This is a genomic window from Pseudoalteromonas phenolica (assembly GCF_005886345.1).
GTDB lineage: Bacteria > Pseudomonadota > Gammaproteobacteria > Enterobacterales > Alteromonadaceae > Pseudoalteromonas > Pseudoalteromonas phenolica_A.
In genome coordinates this window covers 1-19,356 of record NZ_PNEC01000011.1, presented here as the reverse complement: position 1 = coordinate 19,356, position 19,356 = coordinate 1, and the positions used below count along the sequence as shown (strand labels likewise).

General features: G+C 41.4%; 10 protein-coding genes. 6 read left to right on the top strand and 4 right to left on the bottom strand.

Going from position 1 to position 19,356, the window contains the following annotated elements; all coding sequences use genetic code 11:
- Positions 1–77 precede the first annotated feature (77 nt).
- Positions 78–1,436 carry a glutathione-disulfide reductase gene (gene gorA, locus CWB72_RS06220; RefSeq protein ID WP_138629997.1) on the top strand — a complete coding sequence of 453 codons (1,359 nt, stop codon included), beginning with the start codon at positions 78–80 and terminating at the stop codon, positions 1,434–1,436.
- A gap of 904 nt (positions 1,437–2,340) precedes the next feature.
- Here gorA and CWB72_RS06215 read toward each other — a convergent pair.
- The 3 genes from CWB72_RS06215 to CWB72_RS06205 all read right to left on the bottom strand — a co-directional run bounded on the left by CWB72_RS06215 (position 2,341) and on the right by CWB72_RS06205 (position 11,128).
- Positions 2,341–3,417: a hypothetical protein gene (locus tag CWB72_RS06215; RefSeq protein ID WP_138629995.1), complete on the bottom strand. Its 1,077-nt coding sequence runs from the start codon at positions 3,415–3,417 to the stop codon at positions 2,341–2,343.
- A gap of 111 nt (positions 3,418–3,528) precedes the next feature.
- Positions 3,529–7,149 carry a hypothetical protein gene (locus tag CWB72_RS06210; RefSeq protein ID WP_138629993.1) on the bottom strand — a complete coding sequence of 1,207 codons (3,621 nt, stop codon included), beginning with the start codon at positions 7,147–7,149 and terminating at the stop codon, positions 3,529–3,531.
- 85 nt (positions 7,150–7,234) lie between these two features.
- Positions 7,235–11,128, bottom strand: coding sequence for a PKD domain-containing protein (locus tag CWB72_RS06205; RefSeq protein WP_138629991.1), 3,894 nt, complete (start codon positions 11,126–11,128; stop codon positions 7,235–7,237).
- Between the two features lie 244 nt (positions 11,129–11,372).
- Here CWB72_RS06205 and traF point away from each other — a divergent pair, with 244 nt between their 5' ends.
- Positions 11,373–12,563 (top strand): conjugal transfer protein TraF, encoded by a 1,191-nt coding sequence (gene traF / locus CWB72_RS06200; RefSeq protein WP_138567821.1) that lies wholly within the window; start codon positions 11,373–11,375, stop codon positions 12,561–12,563.
- Between the two features lie 272 nt (positions 12,564–12,835).
- Entirely contained in the window at positions 12,836–14,443 is a 1,608-nt protein-coding gene (locus CWB72_RS06195; RefSeq protein ID WP_138629989.1) for a DUF342 domain-containing protein, read from the top strand.
- A gap of 70 nt (positions 14,444–14,513) precedes the next feature.
- On the opposite strand, the gene asnA is transcribed toward CWB72_RS06195, so the two are convergent.
- Entirely contained in the window at positions 14,514–15,509 is a 996-nt protein-coding gene (gene asnA / locus CWB72_RS06190) for an aspartate--ammonia ligase (protein ID WP_138567819.1), read from the bottom strand.
- 357 nt (positions 15,510–15,866) lie between these two features.
- Between asnA and asnC the strand changes: the two genes are divergently transcribed.
- From asnC to recG, 3 genes are read left to right on the top strand one after another with little or no spacing between them, the layout of a single operon-like run.
- Entirely contained in the window at positions 15,867–16,325 is a 459-nt protein-coding gene (gene asnC / locus CWB72_RS06185) for a transcriptional regulator AsnC (RefSeq protein WP_058031017.1), read from the top strand.
- Between the two features lie 51 nt (positions 16,326–16,376).
- Complete coding sequence (gene trmH, locus CWB72_RS06180) at positions 16,377–17,072, top strand: tRNA (guanosine(18)-2'-O)-methyltransferase TrmH (protein WP_138629987.1); 696 nt, start codon at positions 16,377–16,379, stop codon at positions 17,070–17,072.
- A 26-nt stretch (positions 17,073–17,098) separates the two neighbouring features.
- On the top strand, positions 17,099–19,186 hold the full coding sequence (gene recG / locus CWB72_RS06175; protein ID WP_138629985.1) for an ATP-dependent DNA helicase RecG: 2,088 nt from the start codon (positions 17,099–17,101) through the stop codon (positions 19,184–19,186).
- Positions 19,187–19,356 lie beyond the last annotated feature (170 nt).

Genomic DNA, 19,356 nt, shown 5'->3' with positions numbered 1-19,356 from the left:
AGACTGAAATATTCTTGATACTTCGCCTTTCTATTACAGAAAGCTTAGAACATAAAACCAATTTTTAAGGAGTTTTTATGGCTCAACATTTTGATTATATTGCCATTGGTGGTGGTAGCGGTGGTATTGCATCGGCTAACCGTGCGGCAATGCGTGGCGCAAAAGTCGCTTTAATTGAAGCTAAACACATGGGCGGCACTTGTGTAAACGTCGGTTGTGTACCAAAGAAAGTGATGTGGCACGGCGCACAAGTCGCTGAAGCAATTAAGCTTTACGCACCTGACTATGGCTTTGATGTTGAACTTAAAAACTTCGATTGGGCTAAGTTAGTAGAAAGCCGCGAAGCCTATATTGGCCGTATTCATAAAGGTTACGAAGGTTATTTAGCAAAAAATGGCGTCACCGTGATCAATGGCTTTGCTAAATTCGTTGATAATAAAACCATCGAAGTGAATGGCGAGCACTATACGGCTGATCATATTTCTATCGCGGTAGGTGGTCGCCCTTCTGTTCCGAACATTCCAGGCGCAGAATATGGTATCGACTCAAACGGCTTTTTCGAATTAGATGAGCAACCACGTCGTGTTGCAGTAATTGGTGCAGGTTACATTGCAGTTGAACTTGCTGGTGTTCTAAATAGTCTTGGTACTGAGACACATTTATTTGTTCGTAAACATGCACCACTTCGTAGCTTCGATCCTTTAGTAGTTGAAACACTGGCAGAAGTGATGGAAAAAGAAGGTCCAACACTTCACACCAATGCCACACCTAAAGCGCTGACAAAAGAAGCCGACGGCTCCGTGACCTTACATTTAGAAAATGGTGACACGCATACAGTTGATCAAGTCATTTGGGCGATTGGACGCGAGCCAGTGACTGATTTAATCAATCTACAAGCGACTGATGTTGAAACCAATGAGCGTGGTTTTATTAAAACAGATGAATACCAAAACACCTCAGTACCGGGGATCTATGCTCTGGGAGACATTATGGAAGGCGGTATTGAACTGACGCCAGTGGCAGTAAAAGCAGGTCGTATGCTGGCTGAGCGTCTATTTAACCCAGAATTGCCTAATGCCAAAATGGATTATGACTTAGTACCAACAGTGGTATTTAGCCACCCGCCAATCGGTACAATTGGCTTAACCGAACCGCAAGCGATCGCACAGTACGGTGAAGAAAAAGTGAAAGTGTACACTTCTACGTTTGCGGCTATGTATACCGCTGTGACGCAACACCGCCAACCTTGCAAAATGAAACTAGTTTGTGTGGGCGAAGACGAGAAAATCGTTGGTTTACACGGTATTGGTTTTGCGGTTGATGAAATGATCCAAGGTTTTGCTGTGGCAATGAAGATGGGCGCAACTAAAACAGACTTTGATTCTGTAGTGGCGATACATCCAACGGGTTCTGAAGAATTTGTTACCATGAGATAGGCACTACCAATCATTCATCCATGAAGCACCGCCCGGCTCGACGTCCTTTGTCTCGCGTTCGAGCCTAAAATAGCTGCACGCTTTCGCTATTTTCGGGCGGCTCTCACCCAACGGGTTCTGAAGAATTCGTGACTATGAGATAGTAAATAGACCCTGAAACAAGTTCAGGGTGACAACCCATACAAACATCTAAACCAAATCATTCCGAACTTGTTTCGGAATCTCTCAGTTAGTATACAGACCCTGAAACAAGTTCAGGGTGACAACCCATACAAACATCTAAACCAAGTCATTCCGAACTTGTTTCGGAATCTCTCAATTAGTCGATAGACCCTGAAAAAGTACAGAGTGACAACCCATACAAACATCTAAACCAAATCATTCCGAACTAGTTTAGGAATATTTTAATTAGTCTGTAGACCCTGACACAAGTTCAGGGTGACAACCCATACAAGCATCTAAAACAAGTTCTGGGTGACAACTCATACAAACATCTAAAACAAGTTATTCCGAACTAGTTTCGGAATCTCTCAGTTAGTCTACAGACCCTGAAACAAGTTCAGGGTGACAACGCATACAAGCATCTAAAACAAGTCATTCCGAACTAGTTTCGGAATCTCTCAGTTAGTCTACAGACCCTGAAACAAGTTCAGGGTGACAACGCATACAAGCATCTAAAACAAGTCATTCCGAACTTGTTTCGGAATCTCTCAATTAGTCGATAGACCCTGAAAAAGTACAGAGTGACAACCCATACAAGCATCTAAAACAAGTTATTCCGAACTAGTTTCGGAATCTCTCAGTTAGTCTACAGACCCTGAAACAAGTTCAGGGTGACAACGCATACAAACATCTAAACCAAGTCATTTAGAACTAATTTCGGAATCTTTTAATTAATCCAAAATCACCAAGCTATTGTGCCGCTGAACCCCATACGTATTGCCAATGCATCATTAGGGTTAAATTTATCTAAGCCCAGCTGCCAATCTATAGATTCACCTTGATATTTAACATCGACCACTTTATTAACAGGATCGATTAATAACCCCCATGCGCCTTCACTCACTCCTAGCTGAGTGAACTGCTTATCGCCCTGTTTAAAGGTGTTTAGATGATACACAAAAGGACCTTTTGCATAATCTAGCCCTAGCTGCATTTGTTTATTTAAATCAAACTCAAAGCTCTGCTCTTTTTCTATACCTTTAAGCAAAGGCCTAAAGCTACTAAAACCAACATTATCAACAAAGCTTCCCTTGGTATTGATATCTGCTTGTGTGTATCCCGTACCAGTAATTTCGAAGTGATTGACTAAATCTACAAACTCGCCATGAAGCAACAAGCTGTTAGATAATTTATAGGTAAAAGCGACATCAAGTGAATATCCATCACCTGAAGTTTGCCACTCTCCCTCATTATTTGGACGCTTTAAGAAATTGTTATCTGTATAAAACTCTTCAAATTCGAGATTACCTAACAACTGTAAATCTTCTTTACCGGATACCGCACCACTGACTGTTGAGCGACGTAAATAGTTTAGTTGCCAATAATTTACTTGTATCGAGACCGCGAGCTGTCCGATTTGTTCTTGATACTCAATACCTAAGCCACGATTTCGAGCGCCGACTAAGTCTATATCAACGTCATATTCGTCATACGTGGTCAGTGGTATCTCGTTTTGTTCTTGATAATAACCCAAAGCCGTTTGCGGATTGGTGGCTAACTGATAGTCAACACGCTGCATAATGTGCCAGCGAAAATTCGCTAGCGACTGATGTTTATATGCCATCCCAAAGCGCGATTGCGAAAAGCCCATACTGGCATCACTTTGTGGGCCTTGTTGCCAGTCATCATCCGCAATTTGTAATACTGGGGCAATATCGGTGAAGCTATTCGAAGTTAAGTAAAACTCAATCTCATTCTGTTGCGCCAAGCTACTGGCCGACACTATAAGCGCTGTGCTTAAACACAGTTTTTTTATCATTATTATTGTCCATAACTTTTTATTTTAATTGTTAGTATACCGTGAACACAGGTATAAAAAAGGCCAGTAAAAACTGGCCTTCTTAGCACTCATTAGTGCATCTAATTCACTTTATAGTGACTCAATTGCACCATCAGTATATTTAATCAATACGATGCTGCCGCGCTTCAAGATAGTTGCAGCGACTTCTTCACCGACCATGATCTTACCGATTTCAACTTCAGCTTCTTCATCTACTTCTTCACCTTCAACAGTTTCAGGTTCGATGATTTCTAAGCTTACACCCTCCGCATTTTTCGCAGATAGTGATTCAGTTTTTGTATCGTACTCTACTATAAAGCTACGCTGCGCTTCAGAACCCGGGATCACGTATTTAATATCAAGATCAAATTCACCGTGTTCAAGCTCGGTGCGCACACCACTTAAAGTTAAATCAACCGCATAGTCACCAAGCACCACGTCTACGTTAAGTGCAGCGCTGATGTCTAAGAAGTTGTCTTCATCTTCAAGTTCAAAAGTGTCTGCAGGGTCAAGGTACGTTGGTACAGCAACTGTTGCACCTGGTTGTAATTGCTCTGCATAAGAAGTCGATTGACCTTCACCGTAAGAGTATAAGCTTACTTGGAAATAACCTTTATCTTCGATGTAAGTCGAAAGATTTCTCATACGCATAGAATCAATTGCAGGATACTCAGAATTTAACGAAAAATTATAATTATTAAAGTAATTAATGGCACTCTCTAAGCTATAAAAAGAGCCATAAAACTCATACTCTTCATATTTGATTAGCTCGCCAGTTGAATCCACTAGCTGATTGTCATCATTTACTTCGGCAACACCGCTAATTCTATAGGCTTCAAATGAGTAAGAGTCACCATTTTGCACTGGATTAAAATAATAGCCCGCAGTTATCTCTTCAGGTAAAGGCTCTGGTGGTGGAATGTCAGAGCTCTTTTCAGAGTAATCAATATACTCAGTTTTATCTGAGAAGAAGTATGGCTTTGTAGATTCAGTGCTTTGAAGCGTAGCTAAAGTCACAGTTACAGTATTTGAATATTTTTCTGCAACAGCATCTAGATGCACAAATGTAAATGAGCCATCTTCATTTTTATCCATTGCAAAAGAAAGCGTTTTAGGACCTAGTTCGCCCTGTATTTCAGAGCCACTCTCATTAACACTGATATCATAAGTCATATCAGACTGCTCTAAAATTAAACGGCCCGCAAGGTTAACACTTTGACCAACTTCAGGCTGTGAGTCTGGGAAGATAGCAAAAGCTAAACCAATATTTTCCGCATTAATCATACGACTCTGCTGATATGCAGGTTGGCTTAGTAACGAATGCAGATTTAGAATTTTTTGCGGCTCAGAAACGAACCCTTTTAACTCAATGAAAAAGTCTATTTCATCAGAGTATTGATCATAGCTCCAATACAAGTCCTCAACATTTACAGATGTACCATCAACCACAACTTGACCATCGTTGAAATCAGTCACATCGCCATAAATGTTGGTGTATTGTAATTCGTATCCATAATCAAGACTTTCTATACGATAAAATCGATAGTTAACCTCATGAATATTGCCATTTATTACATGCTCTTTTTTAAGAAGGTACTGTCTACCATTAAACTCACCCGACCAAATAGTTTCAGTCGTATTACCAGCTGCAACCTCATAAGCAAAAATACCTTTCTCTCCAGAGCGAAGTAGAGTATGCGTAGATAGTACTTCCTCAGATTGATTAGATAATTGAGCAACATTGTCAGACTCAAATTTTAAGCTGGCTACATCATCAACTAAACGACCATAGTAACTAAAGCCTGCAGCTTGATACCCACTCGCATTGGCCACATTAACAGTGAAATTAGCAGTTACCGAGTCACCTTCTAATGAGTTAAATGCACCACTTAAATTAATCATAGTTGGTACAGCTATCGTGTCTTTTTCAACAGTCGGAGTAACATGTGCTTGGTAAGCATAGTGCGTATTGTCAAAATTCAATTCTTCAACAATCACAGGTACTAACTCAGCACTTAATTGACCATTGAAGCTGACTGGGTTAGTCACAGTTTCAGTTTTCTTCTGTGCCAGTGTCAGCTCTAGGTTTAAAGCACCTTTAACCGCTTCAATGCCATGCGCTTCTATATCGAAAGTGTCTGACTTCAATTCATCTACTGTTACCGCTTTGTTCAATGAAACCGAAACTTGTGTGCCTTCATTTAAAGTAAACTTAGCCGCATCGTTCTCGATTATGCCGTCAATCTTTAACGTGTATTCAGTGTTTGCATCATTTGTCGTAATCGCAGCATTGGCTGATAGTGACTCAGCGCCTGCTGATGCTTGCACATTAAACGTTAAACCATCTTCTTCTAACGTTACCACACCGGTTGCACCAGACGTTGCCAAGTAGTTATCAAGTTGCACTGTCTTCTCAGTGATTTGCTCAGCACGGCGTAATGAATCAATCACCGCTAGTGCTTCACTCACGTCGCTTAATAACTTAAAGCTATCAGCTTGTTCTTCAACCATCACACTGGCATCTTCAACCAGCTGAACAAACTCTTCACCTTGCGTCTGCACTTCTTTACCCGATGTATTTGCAACATCAAATAAGTTAGCAAAAACACGTACGTCATTTACCATAGCTGCTGCTTTTGCAACCGCATCGCCTTCAGTCGTGTCTGTTTCGGTACCTTTAGAACGGCCATCATCACCCGCATCAGCTTTTTTCTTGGCAACTTCGTTGTTTAGTTTGGTTACTAATAGCTCAAAGTCAGCAATGCGAGATAAATTTTTAGCAAGCACTGGATCTTGCTTGATCAATACGATGATCTGTTGAGTCGCTTGCTCTGCACCTTTTAAGATATCTTCAAGCGTCAATTCAAATGCGGCATCGTCATCGTGCTCACTACTCACTAAGAAAGCACCGTCTGCAGCAACTAAATCAGCAATGGCAGAGTCTAAGCGTGCGCTCATGTCGCCCACGTTACCTTCGCTACCCACAAATAGTGCTTGTGCAATACCTGCGTTGATCAGCGCGTAACGTAAGTTATCTGATTCATCTTCATCGACTAAAGATGCGTGATCTTCTACTTTTGCCGGGATCAGCTCGTTCAATGTACCAATTAAACCGAAAGTGTCTGCAATTTCAGATTGTGCTTTGCTGATAGATTCAGCACTTACGTCGCCACGTTGCTCAGCCAGCGCAGTCGCAAAGTGTGTAAGCGGCGTAATATTGGCAGTGTTTTCAACTTCTCCTTCGTTTTTAGCTGCACTGATCAAAGAGCTAAGCTTGAATGTCGGATCTTTAACCGTCATGTTAACGCGTTCACCAAATGAGATCGCAACGCCTTTGGCATTTTGACCACAGCCTGAAGGCGCATCACAAATCATAAACGTTGGGCTGCTGATGTCTTGACTTACACCAATTTCAACTTTAACTAAGCCGTCTACTTTAACTTGTCCACTGTATTGACCATTCTCATCGGTCATGGTGCTTGCTGCACCTAGCTCTTCTGATGTTAGTTTAACCGGCGCGCCATCTACGTATTTGTAGAAGTGCACAGGTGCATTAATAAAAGTACCTTTAGATGCAACCCCTTTAATGTCACTGGTTACAGCGACAACCTCATCGGCCGGTGGAGTCGTTTTTTTATCATCGTCTGATGAGCCACAGCCACTAAGTACGGTTAAAACACCTAGGGCTAATACTGATTTTTTAAATTCCATGTTTTTATCTCTTCATGAGTTAAATTGGCAAATTATTACTTTTTCATGCCAAAAACGAGGAAGCCCAAAGGCTCCCACCTTGTTATTAATATAGTGTTGGGTAGTGCAGCTTGATTTGCGTGCCCGTCTCACAAGTTTGCGTATTCAAATACTCACACACTGTGACACTGTCTTTGTCGTTACTGCCTGGTACAAGTTCGATATTGTAAACTTGACCATCCAGCTTTCTCATTGTCATCTTGCCATCTGCAAACGTGTAAGGAAGCGGTTCTGCATCACCCACCTTAAGTGCCGATACCCACTCACCAGAATCTGTATTAAGCTCCTCTACGCGCCATAAAATAGGATTAGATTCATCACTCCTATCTTCAAGCACTAAGTAGCTAAGGTTAAACTCTTCTAAATGATCAATAGCGATACTGTCTTGTTTATCTTTTACTAATAAATTAAATGATGAACTAGACAAAGTAGAGTCAAGATAACTATTGGCCACTCTTTGGAAGTAACTGCGATTATCATCTTGTGCGATTAAGTTGTACTCAAATTCAGTGAGCAATGCACACGTGTCATTTTCAACTTCACAAGGTGCAACCATCTCAGAAGTTTGCGGATTATAATAACGCTTCCTCTTAAATTTGTTATTTTCGAAGCTGCCTTGCATAGGGCTCGTATTTAGGCCAAAGTGTACTGTTAAATCGTCATACACTTCCATTGAGGCCCAAGCATCAGTGATATCTTCACCTGAACGATACAACCAACGACCTTTAATATCCTCAGCTGTGTATTGAATATCTGCTTCATTTTTAAGCATGATCCCAGATACAACACGAGAACTTAAAAACACCATATTATCTTGGTCTATCGACTCACTCTCTCTTTGTAAGATAAATTGGTGACCATCAACACGTAAGTCTTTGGTGATTTTCAATACATCTTCTGTTGTACCATCCTCATGATTTAAAATAAGTTCACTACCAAGTACTTGCCAATTGAAGTTAGTGGTGCGTTCCATGCCATCAAAAGGATTTAACACAGCGCTACCAGTACCATTTTCGTTGAATGTATACCTTCCTTCAGCCGCTCGAAATGATGCACCAGCTCCAATGATCCAACTACCAACGATGTCTTCTGCTGAAAGTTCAATAAAATCACTATCAACTAACTTCTTAGATTCATACTCAAAGTTAAAGTACTCTGTTGGCGCATTTTCAGTTTCCTGTCGCTGTGACTCAAAAACGGCAACATGCCCATCTTTCGATATATCTAAAGTAATTGACTCTAGATATCTCTCTACTCGAGCTTGAGGGGAATCACCTGTATAAGCAACCCAAAGAGCATGATTGATATTTAAGAATATTTTTCCGTCTTGAAATGACCAATCGAACTGGATTTCATCTGAGCTATCTCTTGTTTTAATTGTGCCAATTTCAGGCTCTAGGTTGATTTGATAAACCGTGCTTGAAAAGAAATCTGGATTATTAATAAAGAACTCGCCTAAGTGCGGTAGTTCGAATGACCAAGTTGATTTGTTTGCGTCGGTGCAGCTTTCACCTTCTGGGTAAGTACACACTGCAATACCAGTGTCTGTTAATTCGATTAACTCAACAACATAGTTACCATTTGCGGTGTTATACACCAATTTGCCATCGACCAAGCTAAAGGTAAATGTTTGCTCACCAATACTTAGTTCACTGACAAATCGTTCTTCGTCACCCGCATAGTCGGTTGAATAAGTAAATGACCCTTCAACAAGATTGCCTTCTGTATCATAAGTAAAGAAGGTGGTACCACTTTGTAATAGACCTGCGGTGAACTCGGTATATTCTGTTTCAGGTGAGTATTCATAAATGGCTAAAATGTCTCCCTGAACAGCCCCATTCCACTCATAGGTGCGACGAATGAAATATTTATCATCTGCGACAGCAACAAATTCATGCGTCATGAGACCTCGCTCGCAATTATCTAAGCTGATATCACAGAATGACACATAGTTACCGTCTTGCTCATACCGCTCTCGATAGAATACACCATCTTCAAAACGGCCAGCCCAAGATGATGGGTTTAAACCAATGCTAACATTGAGGTCTTCATCGACATTCATGTCATACAGGTCTTGATCAAAACCTATGAAACCTGTCCAGCGACCAATGACGTCTTTTTCTTCCATCGCTAGGCTAGCGTCTTGTTTGAATAACCAGCCCCACTCAGATTTAGCGTGTACATCATTAATATCGACACTGCCATCTTCTTTAATACGACCATTATCTAACACAACAAACTGGTAACCAGCAGCCAGTGACTTAGTGATCCAGAAATGTGAAGAGCCTTTGTAGTCAGCGTCAGTGTAATTAATGGTTAGAACATTGTTTTCAACAGACCAAGTGACGGTTTCATTTTCACCTGCACCCGTGATTGTGCCATCTTCATTGAAAACCAGTTTTTGAACTCTTAATGCGTCATCACCAATGTAATTGCTTTCACGAATGTCCAAATACCAAGTTGCAACCAGATCTGATTTTTCTACCGCTAATGTCTTAGACTTATCTAATAGGTTACTTGAATAGATTGAAGTATTTGCTTCGCTTGTTTCATCTAATGTGCCATTTACATAACGCTGTGCGTTAGTCACAAAATCAATACTGCGGAAAACCTCATTTGCAGAAATAACCTTGAGATTTAACTTTGAGGTTTTATATACCACTGTGTCAAAAACAATATTGTTTTGATCATCCGTCACTATATTACCGAACTCATCTCTAACAGCGACTTCACTTTGGCTAATGATCAATGGTGCAGCTAACACTAATTCCACATTACCATCAGTGTTAGTCCAACTTGAGATATCAACTTGGTTAACAGCTGCAACGGTTCCTTTACCGTCTTCCGATAGCTTTAAGTGATAAGCTGCCGTAGAGACATACTGCGGGTTATGGATAATGTAATCGCCCACTAACGAGCCTGTATTTCCTGAAACTAAATCATCATCGTTTTTAATTTCTTCTTCTGTCTTTTTGATGATTTCAGGGTCACGTGCATTTACCTCAGTTTCAAACTGAGCAGCAGTGGCAGCATCATCAACTAGGTCTAATGTTGACTCTACGCCTTCAGGCAATTCGTAGTCGTCGTTATCAACTACGATTTTTATCAGTGCTGCCAGTTTGATTTTTTCTTCTGCATCGACATTTAAAAGTGCCTGTTGTAGCTCTTCATCCGTTGAGAACGCTTCGCCTTCACGTGTTAACAGTGCATATTCAGCGGTTGAAACGTTCGTGATATTTACACCAAAGTTTTCGTCACTGATTAGTTCACCATCTTCACCCGCTTGCTCAACTAGCTTATTCATTGAGTTAAGCTGCGAAACAAATTCAACATTGTCTTGGTCGCCTAAACCCGTAGCACGGATTTGAACCAGTGAATCAGCTTCTGACTCATCCACTGAGAAAGTAGCTGTATAACGACCAGTTTCATCTGCAAATGCATTAACCGAGGCACTGCCCGCAAAAATGGTTAAGTTAGCATTTACAATAGGCTTATCTGTTACGATACCTGTGATGGTCACACTTGATACTTTACGCTTGATCACAATGGCTTTATCAACACTCGCGGTTGCGCCGTCGTCATCTGTCACAGTCAATGTGAATGTCACCGCTTTATCTTCAGAAATATTAGCTGAAGTAACAGTTAGCTCTGCAGAATCTGCACCTGAAACTGTTAGATCAATATCTGATTGATACGTCCACTCATAGCTTGCAATTGAACCATCACTGTCAGCAGCTTCTGCTGATAGCTTAAATTCAGTTTGTTCTTTTGCTTGATCTTCACCACCAATGCTGACCGTTGGGGCTTTATTTGAAGTGGGGGTTTGAGGTGCATTTTCTGAACTTGAATCATCATCCGATCCGCCGCACCCTGTGAGGGCTAGGGTTGAGCTGATCACGCTGGCTAGTATTGCCTTCCTAAATACTGATGTGGGTGTCATGGTTTTCTCCATACCATTTTGTCAAAGTGTGTTGTTTTTATTAAAAATCGCTGCAATGTTAAGCAATTTCGAATGTTTATTCAATGTTGCAAATACTTAAGTTTGTAACACCCTTGTTTATCTTTGATAAATTTTGATTTAGCTTAATGTTCACGTTTTTTTCATCTAAATTTTCTATAACAACTGCGCCTAAGTGATAAACTAAACGCAATTTTCTGCCCTCAATACAAAAAGGTTTTCATAGATGAAAAAACGTATTGCTTTAGCACTATTTGCCAGTGCCTCTTCAATGGCTGTTTCTGCAGCTGATACTCGCTCACAAAGTATGGGAAATGTCGGCGTTGCTTCTGCCGATTACCTGTCTTCTGTGTTGATTAACCCTGCACTGATTAATCGTCACTCTGACGATAGCGATGACTTTGGTATTATTTTTCCTTCTGCCAATGTGTTTGTTCGCGATGAGCAAGAACTTTTAGATCATATCGATACTTTCCAAGACAGCTTTGATGAATTATCAGATTTATTAGAGCAGCTAGAGTCTGGCGGTAATGTGTCACCTGATGAGCTTGATCGTGCTCGTAAGCAACTTTCAAGTGACTTAGCAATGCTAGATGGCGGCATTAATGTTGAGGCTAACTTTGCTGCAGCACTGGCTTCACCAAGTCGCATTGGTGGCTTTGCGCTTTATGCCAATACTGACATTGATTTAAACGCTAATATTTTTATCTCAGAAGACGATGTAAACGTGATCGCGAATGCAGAAACTGTAGATGAACTAGAAGCGCTAAATTCTCGCATACAGGCTGTGGGTGCGGCTATTAGTGAGATTGGCTTTGCCTATGCGAATCAATTTACGTTATCTAACAAGCAAGTATTTTGGAGTGTAACGCCTAAGTATCAGCAAGTTGATTCAATCAACTATGTCACGTCTATCGATGACTTTGATGAAGATGATTTTGATGCGAATGATTACACTAAGACTGAAAGCAACTTTAATATTGATTTTGGTTTAGCAACAGAAGTGAATGACAAAGTCACTGTGGGCTTAATCGCTAAAAACTTAATCGAAAACGATTATGACTCAGTTGTTAGCCAAGGTATTAAGCCGTCTTATAAAGTTGGCCCTGAATTTATTGCGGGTATTTCTTACAATGGTGAGATTGTTACCCTAGCGGCTGATATTGATTTAACAGCACCACAACACTCAAACTTAGTCAAAGAAAGTCAATATGCGCGCTTAGGTTTAGAGCTTAATGCATTTGATTGGGTACAAATTCGAGCGGGTTATCGTCATGACTTTAGTGGCCCTCAAGAAGACAGCTACAGCCTAGGTTTGGGCTTTAGCCCATTTGGTGTTGTACGCTTAGACCTAATGGCACAAACATCAGGTGATAACGATGTAGGTGCAGGCTTGCAGTTAAGCTTTACACTTTAAGCGTTTTAAAACTAAGCCGCTTGCTCTACTGCAAGTGGCTTTTTATTTTTTAAACACCCAGTTATATCTTTCATTAGGCTTCAGCCATCACACTCATAGCAATGCGCAAATACGATAACTTCTGCAAACCTATGATCTTACACACTTGACTAAGCGCTCACTTTTAAGCAATCTGGGGTTAGTCTGCAATGCTTTTCAACACTCTAAAGCACTAGTAAATTGCTTTTCGACACGCTAAAGTACTAGTAAATTGCTCTTGTAAGGTAGGTCACTTGTTTAAACTTGCACATAATGGCAAAATTTTAATGGATATTACAGAGGCTTCGCCAGAGAGTGAAGGCTTTATTCTTAATGCATTAAAACAATCTGCATTTTCGCAATGCGAAATTGATCATGACAGTATCAAAGCTTTTTTCAAAGGCGATAAAACCGAAAAAATTCTGGCTGTAGCCATTAAGCGTGATGCGACCTTCGAAGTCAGTGTTTGCGAAGATAAGATGCAAGCCGTTGGTAGCATAACTGTGGCACAGGGTGGTACTGCAATCTCGTTTGAGTCTGCAAAAAAAATGCTCATTGATGCGGGGGTTACACGTGGCTATAAAAAGGTTTACCTTGAAACACTGCTCAAAAAGCAACATTTAGCTCAACCCGGTGAGAAAATATCAGAGCCTTTGGCAATTGGAATGCTCCCAATCAATGGCGATCCTGCCACTTTAAAGCTACATGTTTGCACCTTAAAGCAAAGGCTAAAACAGCCCAAGTTACTCGAGGATGGCAGTGTGGACATGCGAGACTTTGGCAAACTCTCCAGTGTTGCAGCAGGCACAGTGCTTGCCACTAAAATGCCTGCTACTGCTGGTCAGGAGGGTTTTAATGTATTGGGAGATACCCTACCAGCAAAGCATGGTGATACATTTGAGTTAACAGCTGGTGATGGTACTGAAATTTCTCAGAACGATCCCATGCAGCTTGTTGCTACAACATCTGGCTGCCCTAGTGAAATTAATAACGGTATGCGAGTTGATGATGTTTTTGTTATTGAGGAAGTCAGTGTTAAAAGCGGCCATATTGAATTTGATGGCAGTGTTGTAGTCAGTAAGAATGTAGAGCCTGGAATGAAAATTATTTCTAAGGGTGATGTAACTGTATTAGGAAGTGTTGAATCAGCAGAGATACATGCCGATGGCTATATTGAGATAAAGCAAGCTGCAATAGGTCATTTAGATCATAAAACCACTGAACACAGCTTAACTTGTAAGCTTATCGCCAAAGGCGATATAGAAGTCGCTTATGGTCAGTACGCTTATTTGGAAGGTCATAACATCACTTTTAATAAACAAAGCAATCACTGTGATCTGAAAGCTTTTGACAAAATTACGATTGGTATTGGAGATAAACCGAACGGAAAATTAATTGGTGGAGAAATCTTAGACGCTCAACAAGTTATTGCTGGTGAAATTGGTACTCCTTCAGGTGCAAAGATGAATATCTTCTTAGCTCAAAATGGCATAGCTATAACAAAACAGACTGATGAATGTGTCAAAAATCTTGCTCAAGTCGATGAACAAATTACCACACTGCAACAAGCTGTAGAAAAAGCCCAGCAATTAAGAGATCAAGAAAAGAAAAAAGTGCTAATGCAAAAAATATCAGCGACACAAAAGCATTACAGGCAACAAGCAAAAGATATAGAAAAGCAATTGAGCGATCTTGATCATCACTTGCATGATATAGTGGATAGTGCTCAGTTGATAGCAAATAAAACGCTTAATAGTGGTGTTGAGATTCGTATTTTTGACAGGGTGTATAAAACGCAGAGAACTTATCCTCGATGCGTTGCAAAGCTCGAAGATAATCAATTAAAAATTGACTTCAACTAGCGCTAAATTCAAATAAAAAATAAAGCCAGTATCACACTGGCTTTATACTCCCATTAAAATACTTTAAACCTTAAAGCACATTGCTAATTTGCTGCTTTAACGCATCGTCCCAGACACCCACTTGAACTTGTGCAATATGCTGTTTTTGCAACATCAACATCACCAAACGTGATTGCCCAATGCCACCGCCTATGGTTTGCGGCATGTCACCCGCCATCAACTGTTGGTGCCAATCTTGCTCTAAACGCGCATCATCTGAAGTGATGGCTAATTGGCGCTTTAACGACTCAGGGCAAACACGAATACCCATAGACGAAATTTCAAATGCATCTTCAAGTACTGGGTTCCAAACCAAGATATCGCCGTTTAAACCCTGATACTTATCACAAGTGGCTGTAGACCAGTCATCATAGTCAGGTGCACGCACATCATGAATTTCTCCGTCACCTAATGCACCGCCAATGCCAATTAAGAATACCGCACCATATTCTTGAGCAATGGCTTTTTCACGTTGCTTAGCAGTAAAGTCAGGATACATTTGGCGTAATTCTTCACTGTGCACAAAAGTAATTTTTTCTGGTAAAAATGGCGTTAAACCAAACTCGCTCGCCACCATTTGCTCAGTTGCTTTAATCGCTGAAAATAATGTTTCAACGGTAGATTTAAGCTTTGTTAGAGAGCGCTCACTGTCAGCGCAGATGATTTTCTCCCAGTCCCACTGGTCGACAAAGACAGAGTGAATCGGCGATAGTTTATCCTCATCAGGACGCAGCGCTTTCATGTGTGTATATAGCCCCTCACCAACAGCAAAGCCATGATCGCCGAGGGTTTTGCGTTTCCATTTAGCCAGTGAATGCACCACTTCAAAGCTCGCTTCAGGTAATGTTTTAACTTTCACCGAAACCGCTTTTTCTGTGCCGCTCAAGTTATCTTGAATGCCGTCGCCTACTTTAGCCAAAATAGGCGCTTGAACTTCTAACAAGCCAAGCTGGCTTTCTAGTTGCTCCGAGAAAAAGCGTTTCACGGCACTGATCTGTTTTTGTGTTTCTAGATAACTTGTTTTCATATTTGGTTCCTCATTCCCAATATTCGATGACACAGACGGGTATACCGCTTCGCAATAACACTCAATCTTTTTGAAGGAGCTAAACTGGCGCAAACTGCGTTATAAACTTCTACTTTAGAATCACTAAACAACGAAGTTTATGCCTTGTTATCACCTAGTTTTTCTCGCCTCAAAAAAGAGTTTTTTAGTTAAGCGAACCGGTATACTCAACCCAGCTCGCTCTGTGCTGTTAAATCCATCGTCAACAAATTCGAACATAAAAACAAGATCCAACAACAAAAATACCTTTACGCTATATTTTTCATTAAAAATTTCAGGTAAATTTTAATGATTCATAAATTATGAGCCTTTAAAAGCATGGAAAATTATCAGATCGATAATCTTGATAAATCGATTTTGCACGCATTAATGGATAATGCGCGTACACCTTATGCCGAATTAGCAAAACGATTTGCCGTGAGTTCGGGAACTATTCACGTTCGAGTTGAGAAGATGAAGCAAGCTGGGATCATACTTGGTACGCAAGTCACCATAGATCCAAAGCAACTGGGTTATGACGTGTGCTGTTTTATTGGGGTTAACCTAAAACATGCGGGTGACTACCCGAGCACCATTGAACAGCTAAGAGGCTTTAATGAAGTTGTAGAAGCCTATTACACCACAGGCAACTACAGTATTTTTATTAAAGTTATGGCACGTTCAATCGATCATCTACAAGATGTACTGATCAACAAAATACAAACCATAGAAGCCATTCAATCAACAGAAACACTGATTTCACTGCAAAACCCAATTTGCCGTGAAGTAATGCCCTAAGCACGATAAACGCGTATAATCGGCACAATTTTGAGAATTAGAGTAGTAACCGTGGACAATAAACGTTTTCATCGCGTAAAGCAGGTTTTAGACAGACGCCAAACCGACCTAACGGTATGTTTAGATGAAGTGCATAAACATCATAATTTATCTGCCATTGTGCGCACAGCTGACGCTGTAGGCTGCCACCATGTACATGCTGTGTGGCCACAAGATCAGCGTCGCTTAACGAACAACACCTCTGGCGGCAGTAAAAACTGGGTTGAGACCCACATGCATGATGATATCGATCAGGCAGTTGCTGCGATCCGCGAACAAAACCCTGGCATTCAACTGTTAGCAACCAACCTCAGTGATGAAGCCGTTGATTTTCGCGAAATTGATTATACCAAGCCGACGGCTGTGATCGTGGGTCAAGAACGTCTAGGTATTTCAGACAAAGCACTTGCCCATGCCGATAAGCATATTGTTATTCCAATGGCTGGTATGGTGCAATCACTCAATGTATCGGTGGCTGCTGCACTGATTTTATATGAAGCACAAAGACAGCGTGAAGAAGCAGGCCTTTACGATCGCAACGATATGTTAGATGCTGAGGTTAAACACAAACTCTTGTTTGAAGGCTGCCATCCTATTATTGCGAATCGCTGTGTGGAGAAAGGCTTACCTTACCCTGCACTCGATGATGCAGGTGAAATTGTCGCAGATAAAGCGTTTTGGAACACGCTTAAGTTTAAACAAAAGTAGTCTAATAAAAGTCATTAAGGAATAGTATGTCGAGTCCTAATTTAGCCAACTACCCGATCACTGAGCTCAAAGGTGTTGGGCCTAAAGTTGCCGAACGTTTAGCTAAATTAGGCATTGCCTCTGTGCAAGACATGCTATTTCATTTACCGCTTCGCTACGAAGACCGCGCACGCACTTATACGATTAATGAATTAATACCGCATACTCATGTCAGTATTGAAGCTGAAATTGAGCACAGTGATATTACCTTCGGTAAACGTCGCATGTTGGTTTGCCACGTAAATGATGGAACGGGTAGGCTTACGCTGCGCTTCTTTAATTTTAATGCTGCACAAAAGAATGCCATGTCACCCGGTAAAATTATCCGTTGTTTCGGGGAGATAAGACGAGGTCGTGCAGGGCTTGAAATGGCACACCCAGAATACAACATTCGCAGTTGTCCAACTGAGCCGCAAGATCCGAACCTCGCAACCTTAACCGCGGTTTACCCAACAACCGAAGGCTTAAAGCAGCTGAGCATTCGTAGTATTGCCAACAAAGCACTCGATTTACTCGATAAATATGATTTAGAAGAACATTTGCCGCAGCAATATCGCCCTAATCAACTGAGTTTAAAAGATGCTGTATTGCAACTTCATCGACCACCTCAAGATACCGACTTGAGTTTACTCGAATTGGGGGAGCATCCCGCGCAGCAGCGTTTAGCATTTGAAGAACTGTTAGCGCAAAACCTCAGTTTATTGCAACTTCGCCAGAAAGGTCAGGCGGTGCAAGCGGTGTCTTTACCACCGACAAATAAACTCGAACCCGAATTTTTAGCTCAGCTACCGTTTAGTCCAACCAATGCGCAAAGTCGCGTCGTGGCAGAAATTAAACAAGACTTGCAACAGCCCTACCCCATGATGCGTTTAGTCCAAGGTGATGTAGGCTCTGGTAAAACCTTGGTTGCTGCGCTCAGTGCGTTGACTGCAATTGCCAAGGGTTATCAGGTTGCATTAATGGCCCCAACTGAGATTTTATCTGAACAGCATGGTATTAGTTTTAAGAACTGGTTTAATAGCTTAGGTGTAGAAACTGCTTGGTTAGGTGGCAAAACCAAAGGGAAAGAGCGTACTCAAGTACTCGAAAATATCGCTTCGGGCAAAGCCCAAATGGTGATCGGCACCCACGCACTTTTCCAAGAACAAGTCGAATTTCATAACCTGGCATTGATCATCATAGATGAACAGCATCGTTTTGGTGTGCATCAACGTTTAGCGCTCAGAGAAAAGGGGAAATTTAATAACTGCTATCCGCATCAGTTAGTAATGACTGCCACACCTATTCCGCGTACATTAGCCATGACCGCCTATGCAGACTTAGAAACGTCGGTCATTGATGAACTCCCTCCAGGGCGCACGCCAATCACCACAGTTGCGGTGCCAGATACCCGTCGTGAGCAAGTGATACAAAGGGTAAAAAGTGCCTGTATAGAAGATCAGCGCCAAGTTTATTGGGTGTGTACGCTTATCGATGAATCTGAAGTTTTACAATGCCAAGCCGCAGAAGACACTGCTACGCAACTAAAAGAATTACTGCCAGAATTAAAAATAGCCTTAGTGCATGGCCGAATGAAGCCGCAAGAAAAGCAAGAGATCATGGCGGCTTTTAAAGCTGGTGAATACCATGTGTTAGTTGCGACAACGGTGATTGAAGTTGGGGTGGATGTCCCCAATGCCAGTTTAATCATTATCGAAAACCCTGAACGCTTAGGATTAGCCCAACTCCACCAGCTAAGAGGCCGTGTTGGCCGTGGTGCCATAGCATCGCATTGCCTACTACTTTATCATGCGCCACTGTCTGTCACTGCGCAAAAGCGCTTAGGCGTACTGAGAGACAGCAATGACGGTTTTGTAATTGCAGAGCGGGATTTAGAAATTCGCGGCCCAGGTGAAGTGCTTGGCACTAAACAAACCGGCTTAGCCGAGTTTAAGGTGGCAGACCTAACTCGTGATAAGCACTTATTACCACAAGTTCGCGCACTGGCTTTTACCTTGATGCAGCAACAGCCTGAGACGGTGAAGCCGCTTGTAGCCCGCTGGCTAGGTGGTAAATCAGAGTTAGCTATGGCTTAAGACCCTGAAACAAGTTCAGGGTGACTGATAAAACACCAATCTCAACTACGTCATTCCGACTCCACCTCGTCATTCCGAACTTGTTTCGGAATCTATTTCTTAGTTTTTTTACCCTGAAACAAGTTCAGAGTAACTGTCAAAACACAAATCTCAACTACGTCATTCCGACT

Coding starts and splice junctions, on each gene's coding strand:
- traF (WP_138567821.1), top strand. CDS start 11,373: ATGAAAAAACGTATTGCTTTAGCACTATTTGCCAGTGCCTCTTCAATG.
- asnA (WP_138567819.1), bottom strand. CDS start 15,509: ATGAAAACAAGTTATCTAGAAACACAAAAACAGATCAGTGCCGTGAAA.
- CWB72_RS06215 (WP_138629995.1), bottom strand. CDS start 3,417: ATGATAAAAAAACTGTGTTTAAGCACAGCGCTTATAGTGTCGGCCAGT.
- recG (WP_138629985.1), top strand. CDS start 17,099: ATGTCGAGTCCTAATTTAGCCAACTACCCGATCACTGAGCTCAAAGGT.
- CWB72_RS06210 (WP_138629993.1), bottom strand. CDS start 7,149: ATGGAATTTAAAAAATCAGTATTAGCCCTAGGTGTTTTAACCGTACTT.
- CWB72_RS06205 (WP_138629991.1), bottom strand. CDS start 11,128: ATGACACCCACATCAGTATTTAGGAAGGCAATACTAGCCAGCGTGATC.
- gorA (WP_138629997.1), top strand. CDS start 78: ATGGCTCAACATTTTGATTATATTGCCATTGGTGGTGGTAGCGGTGGT.
- asnC (WP_058031017.1), top strand. CDS start 15,867: ATGGAAAATTATCAGATCGATAATCTTGATAAATCGATTTTGCACGCA.